5 protein-coding genes are annotated in these 4899 nt (G+C 74.8%); 2 read left to right on the top strand and 3 right to left on the bottom strand.

What is annotated here, in order from left to right; genetic code table 11:
* A partial coding sequence (locus tag AB0J52_RS27395) for an aminoglycoside phosphotransferase family protein (protein ID WP_500185219.1) occupies window positions 1-627 on the top strand: 627 nt, incomplete at its 5' end.
* A gap of 21 nt (window positions 628-648) precedes the next feature.
* Here AB0J52_RS27395 and AB0J52_RS27390 read toward each other — a convergent pair.
* Genes AB0J52_RS27390 through AB0J52_RS27380 form a run of 3 tightly spaced genes read right to left on the bottom strand, consistent with a single transcriptional unit; the run spans window position 649 to window position 3832 of the window.
* Complete coding sequence (locus tag AB0J52_RS27390; RefSeq protein WP_500185217.1) at window positions 649-1401, bottom strand: ABC transporter permease; 753 nt, start codon at window positions 1399-1401, stop codon at window positions 649-651.
* Entirely contained in the window at window positions 1398-2912 is a 1515-nt protein-coding gene (locus AB0J52_RS27385; protein WP_500185216.1) for a DUF1349 domain-containing protein, read from the bottom strand. The genes AB0J52_RS27390 and AB0J52_RS27385 overlap by 4 nt, the downstream gene beginning before the upstream one ends.
* Entirely contained in the window at window positions 2909-3832 is a 924-nt protein-coding gene (locus AB0J52_RS27380) for an ABC transporter ATP-binding protein (protein WP_500185213.1), read from the bottom strand. The genes AB0J52_RS27385 and AB0J52_RS27380 overlap by 4 nt, the downstream gene beginning before the upstream one ends.
* A gap of 134 nt (window positions 3833-3966) precedes the next feature.
* On the opposite strand from AB0J52_RS27380, the gene AB0J52_RS27375 reads away from it, so the two are divergent.
* A partial coding sequence (locus AB0J52_RS27375) for a sensor histidine kinase (RefSeq protein ID WP_500185212.1) occupies window positions 3967-4899 on the top strand: 933 nt, incomplete at its 3' end.

Here is a 4899-nt window from a genome sequence, read left to right as displayed (position 1 = left end):
GGTGCGCTGCTGCTCGAACGGGCGACGCCCGGCACGCGTCTGCGTGACCTCGTTCCGGGGCGTGACGAGGAGGCCACGTCCGCGCTGGTCGGCGTCATGCGGCGGCTGCACGTCCCGCCGCCGGACGGCTGCCCGCTCCCGGACGCGATCACCCAGGTCACGGCGTTCGACGAGTACGCGGCAAGGCTCGGCGAGAACGGGCCGCTGCCGCTCGACTACGTCGTCCGGGCGGGCGGACTCATGCGCGAACTGTGCGCGGACGCGTCCGCACGGGTCGTCCTGCACGGAGACCTCCACCACGACAACGTCCTGAGCGGGACGCGCGAACCGTGGCTCGCCATCGACCCGCACGGGCTCGTCGGCGATCCCGGCTACGACACCGGCACGTTCCTCTACGACCCGGAGCCGGACGACCGGGACGAGGCGCTCACCGCGCTCGTCCCGGCCCGCGTCGAACAGGCCGCCGACCAACTCGGCGTCCCGCTGGACCGCGTGATCGCGTGGGGGTTCGTCAAAGCCGTCATGTCGGACGTCTGGACGGCCGAGGACTGGCATCCCGGCGACACCTGGTCCCCGCTCAGCCGCGCCCACGACGTCGCCCACCTGCTGCGCCCGCGCCTCTCCTGAACCACAGCCGAGACCCGGACGCTAGGCGTCGCGCAGGCGGAAGAGCAGCGCGCCGACCAGCACGGCCCCGGCGGCGTAGAGCGCCAGGACGCCGAGGCCCTGCCAGGGGGACAGCGGCAGGGCCGCGAGGTTCTTGGTCGTCTGCACCGACAGTCCGGCCTTCATCGGCGCGTACTTCTCCAGCCGCCGCTTCCAGTGGTCGGACGACACCAGCCGCGTCAGGATCGGCACCGCGTACAGGACGCTCAGCACCGTGATGATCGCGGCCCCCGAGTCGCGCAGCGCCGTCGCCACCCCGAGGCTCAGCAGCGCGACGAACCCTAGGTAGAGGACGGTCCCGGCGGCGGCGCGCAGCGTCGGGCCGTCCGCGAGCGCGAGCGCGGGGGACCCGTTCGACGTCAGGACGACCCGTCCGACCAGCAGCGACGTGACGACACCGACCGTCCCGGCGGCGACGGCGAGGCCACCGACCACCACGGACTTCGCCAGCAGCACGCGCAACCGCCAGGGCATCGTGACCAGCGTCGGGACGATCGTGCGCGTCCCGTACTCGGCCCCGACCGCCAGGCAGGCGAGGACGACCATCGTCGCCTGCCCGTACTGGACGCCGCCCAGTGCCAGCTTCGGCAGGTCCTCCGGGCCGTTCGACGCGCCCCTCCCCGCCGCGACGAGCGAGCCGACCAGGACGGTCAGCGCGCACGTCGCGAGCAGGAGCCATGCCGTGCTGGGCAGCGTGCGGAGCTTCGTCCACTCGGCGTGCAGTTCGCGCCTCACGCGTCCCTCCGGCGCAGCAGCCACCACGCGAGCAGCATCGCGACCAGCACGTACAGGCACGGGACGGCCAGCCCGGCCCACGGCGACAGCGGGTAGCAGCCGTCATCGGGCAGGCACACGTCCGCCGTGAACGCGTAGTGCGGCTGGCTCTGCTGGACGGCGAACCCCGCCGCCGGCGTCACGCTCAGCAGGAACCGGGCCGCGCCGAGCGGCAGCGCGGGCGCGAGGATCTGCGGGACCAGGACCACGACCAGCACCACCGCGATCGCCGCCGCGCTGTGCCGGAACACCGCCCCGAACGCCATCGCGAGGACGGCCACCAGCGCGACCAGCAGCGCCGACCCGAGGACCGCCCGCAGCACCGCCGGGTCGGTCAGGCTCCACGTCGGGAAGCCCGGCGGCTTGAACCCGGACGAATGCAGCCGCGACTGCGCCAGGGGGAACCCCACCGCCAGCGCGACCGCCGCCACGGCGAACACCGTCGCGCCGAGCACGAGCGCCTTCGCCACCAGCATCCCGCCGCGTCGCGGAAGCACGGTGAACGTCGTCCGGACGAGCCCGTGCCGGAACTCCGACGTCATCGACAGCGCCCCCACGGCGACCACCACGAGCATCCCGATGAGGGCGCCCTGCAAGCCCTTCTGCACCAGGTCCATGCCGCGCGGTTCCGGGGCGATCTCGCCCGAACCGGTCACCGTGATCGTCCCGCCGGAGACCGAAGAACCGTCCTTGACCTCGTCCGCGGGCGCGTCGCCGCCCGGGAGCCCGGCCGTGGGGGAGGTGCCCACGGCCGTCCCCGTCCATTTGCCCGGATGCGTGCCCGCGATCGTCACGTTGTCGAAGGTCCCGACCGCGTGCGCGGGCACGTCGGAGATGCTCGTCGCCCCGAAGCGCCGCTCCATCTCCGTGTGCGGGGGAGAGGTCGCGAACACGCCGGCCTGCGCGTCCGCCGGAATGCCCCGGACCGTCGCGCTGCCCGCCTTCCGCCACGTCGTGCCGTCGGACGACACGTACGCCGTGAACCGCGAGCCCGTCCGGGTCAGCCGCAGCCACGACGCGTCCGCGCCGGACGCCGACACGGACTTGTCATGCTTGAAGTCGTGTTGCAGCCGGACGCCGTGCCCGAGCGTCGCCAGCAGCGCCACGTAGGACGCGCCAGGCTTCGTCCCGGCCTTCACGATGATCCCGGCTTTCGCCCACGGCTCCGTCTCGGTGCCGCCCGGCCCGGCCGAGACCAGGCTCTTCAGCGACGCCAGCCGCGCGGTGATCGTCCCGTCCCCGCGCATCTCCTGGTGGACGAACTGGAACGCATCCCGGACCACCGCGCCGTCCGGGCCGGTCGGCGGCGGGGCCTCCGGACCGCCCGCGTGCTGCACCTGCCCGCCGGACGCCCCGAGCAGCGACACCACCACCATCGCGACCGCCGCCGCCAGCAGCGTCAGCGACCACCGGCGGACGGTCCGCAGCTTCGTCCACTCGGCCCTGACCTGCCGGAACGCCACGGCGCTCATGCCCCGCTCCTCGGCGCGGCCTCGAACTCGGCGGCGTCGCGCGTCAGTTCCATGTACGCCTCCTCCAGCGTCGCGCGATGCGCGCTGACCTCGGCGAACGGCACCCTCGACGCGCCCAGCGCCGCCACCGCCGCCTCCGCGTCCAGGCCCGTCACGGTCAGCGCGTCCGCGCCGACGGACGCGACCGTCCCGCCCGCGCGGCTCAGCACGGCCATGGCGTCGGCGGGGGCGGACGTGCGCAGCGCGACCCGGCCGCCGGACGCCGCCGCCAGCAGCTCCGGGACGCTCGCGTCCGCGATGATCCGGCCCCGGCCGATCACGACGAGGCGGTCCGCGGTGCCTTCGAGCTCGCCCATCAGGTGGCTCGACACCAGGACCGTGCGGCCCTCGGCGGCGAGCGACCGCAGCAGCCCGCGGATCCACACGATGCCCTCCGGGTCCAGGCCGTTGACCGGCTCGTCCAGCATCAGGACGCGCGGGTCGCCGAGCAGCGCCGCCGCGATGCCGAGCCGCTGCCGCATCCCGAGCGAGTACCCGCCGGCGCGCCGCTTCGCCGCGCCGCCCGCGAGCCCCACCTGCTCCAGCACCTCGTCCAGGCGGCGCGCGGGGAGTCCGGCGGCGTGCGCGATCCAGCGCAGGTGGTCGCGTCCGCGCCGCCCGGGGTGGACGGCGGCCGCGTCCAGCATCGCGCCGACCGCCCGCAGCGGATCGCGCAGCGACCGGTAGGGGCGGCCTCCGACGAGCGCGTGCCCGCCGTCCGCCGCGTCCAGGCCGAGGACGATCCGCATCGTCGTGGACTTGCCCGCGCCGTTCGGCCCGACGAACCCGGTCACCAGGCCGGGCCGCACGGTGAACGACACTCCGTCCAGTGCGCTGACCTGCCCGTACCGCTTGCGCAGGCCGTCGACTTCTATTTCCATGCTCACCGACGCTAGGCGGGGCCGCGGGCGCGGCGCGTCCCTCGTGTGAGCGGTCTTCGGCGTCCCCGGCGTGAGGGGCGGGTCCCTCACGCGAGCGATGGCGGGACGTCCGAAACCCCGGGAAGATGTCCAGCGTGTGGGGACGTGTCGGACTCGGGGTGCCGCTGGCGGTGGCGGCCGTCGCGCAGTTCACCGGCAAGGGCACGGACGCCAACGCCCTGCTGTACGGGCTGCTCCTGTGCCTCTTCACGACGTTGCCGCTGGTCATCCCGCACATCGGCCTCGCCGCCGTCGCCGTGGCCGGGGCCTGCCTCACCTCGCTCACCGCGTCCGGGAGCCTCACCGCCGGTGGTTGCGCCGCGCTCGTCATCGTCCTCTACCTGCTCGGACGCGCCGGAACCCACGTCCTCGCCGCCGTCCTCATCGCGCCGTTCGCCGTGGTCGCGCTGCTGCCGCATCCCGGCCTCGCCGCCCGCGCCGCGGCCGTTCTCGCGCCCGTCGCCGCCGGGGCCGGAGTCGTGCGGTGGGCGCGCACGCAGGCCGAACGCCAGACCGCCGCCGAGCAGACCATGGGCGCGACCCTGCTGGAGAACACCGCCAAGAGCGAACGCGCCCGCATCGCCCGCGAACTGCACGACGTCGTCGCGCACCACATCTCGATGATCGCCGTCCAGGCCGAGACCGCCCGCCTCGCCACCCCCGGCCTGCCCGCCGACGGCGCGAAACGCCTGCTCGGCATCGGCGACACCGCCCGCGCCGCGCTCACCGAGATGCGCCGCCTCCTCGGTGTCCTGCGCGAGGACGCCGGGGACGGCGAGCAGGCCGCCCGCAGGCCCCAGCCCGGCCTCGCCCAGCTCGTCGGCCTGGTGGACGAGGCGCGCGAGACGACCGGCTCGGCCGTCCGCCTCATCGTCAGCGGCTCCGTCGCCGCGCTCGACCCGGGCGTCGAACTCACCGCGTACCGGATCGTCCAGGAGGCCCTCACGAACGCCCGCCGCCACGCCCCCGGAACCGCCGTGGACATCGAGCTGCACTACACCGCCGACGCGCTCCGGCTGCGCGTCCGC

It is taken from the genome of Spirillospora sp. NPDC049652, from assembly GCF_040675125.1.
GTDB lineage: Bacteria > Actinomycetota > Actinomycetes > Streptosporangiales > Streptosporangiaceae > Spirillospora.
Note: the sequence above shows the minus strand (reverse complement) of the source record. Positions and strands in the feature narration are given on the sequence as shown.

Bases quoted from the DNA above. Each gene is read 5' to 3' on its own strand.
- AB0J52_RS27385 (WP_500185216.1), bottom strand. From the start codon at position 2,912: ATGAGCGCCGTGGCGTTCCGGCAGGTCAGGGCCGAGTGGACGAAGCTG.
- AB0J52_RS27380 (WP_500185213.1), bottom strand. From the start codon at position 3,832: ATGGAAATAGAAGTCGACGGCCTGCGCAAGCGGTACGGGCAGGTCAGC.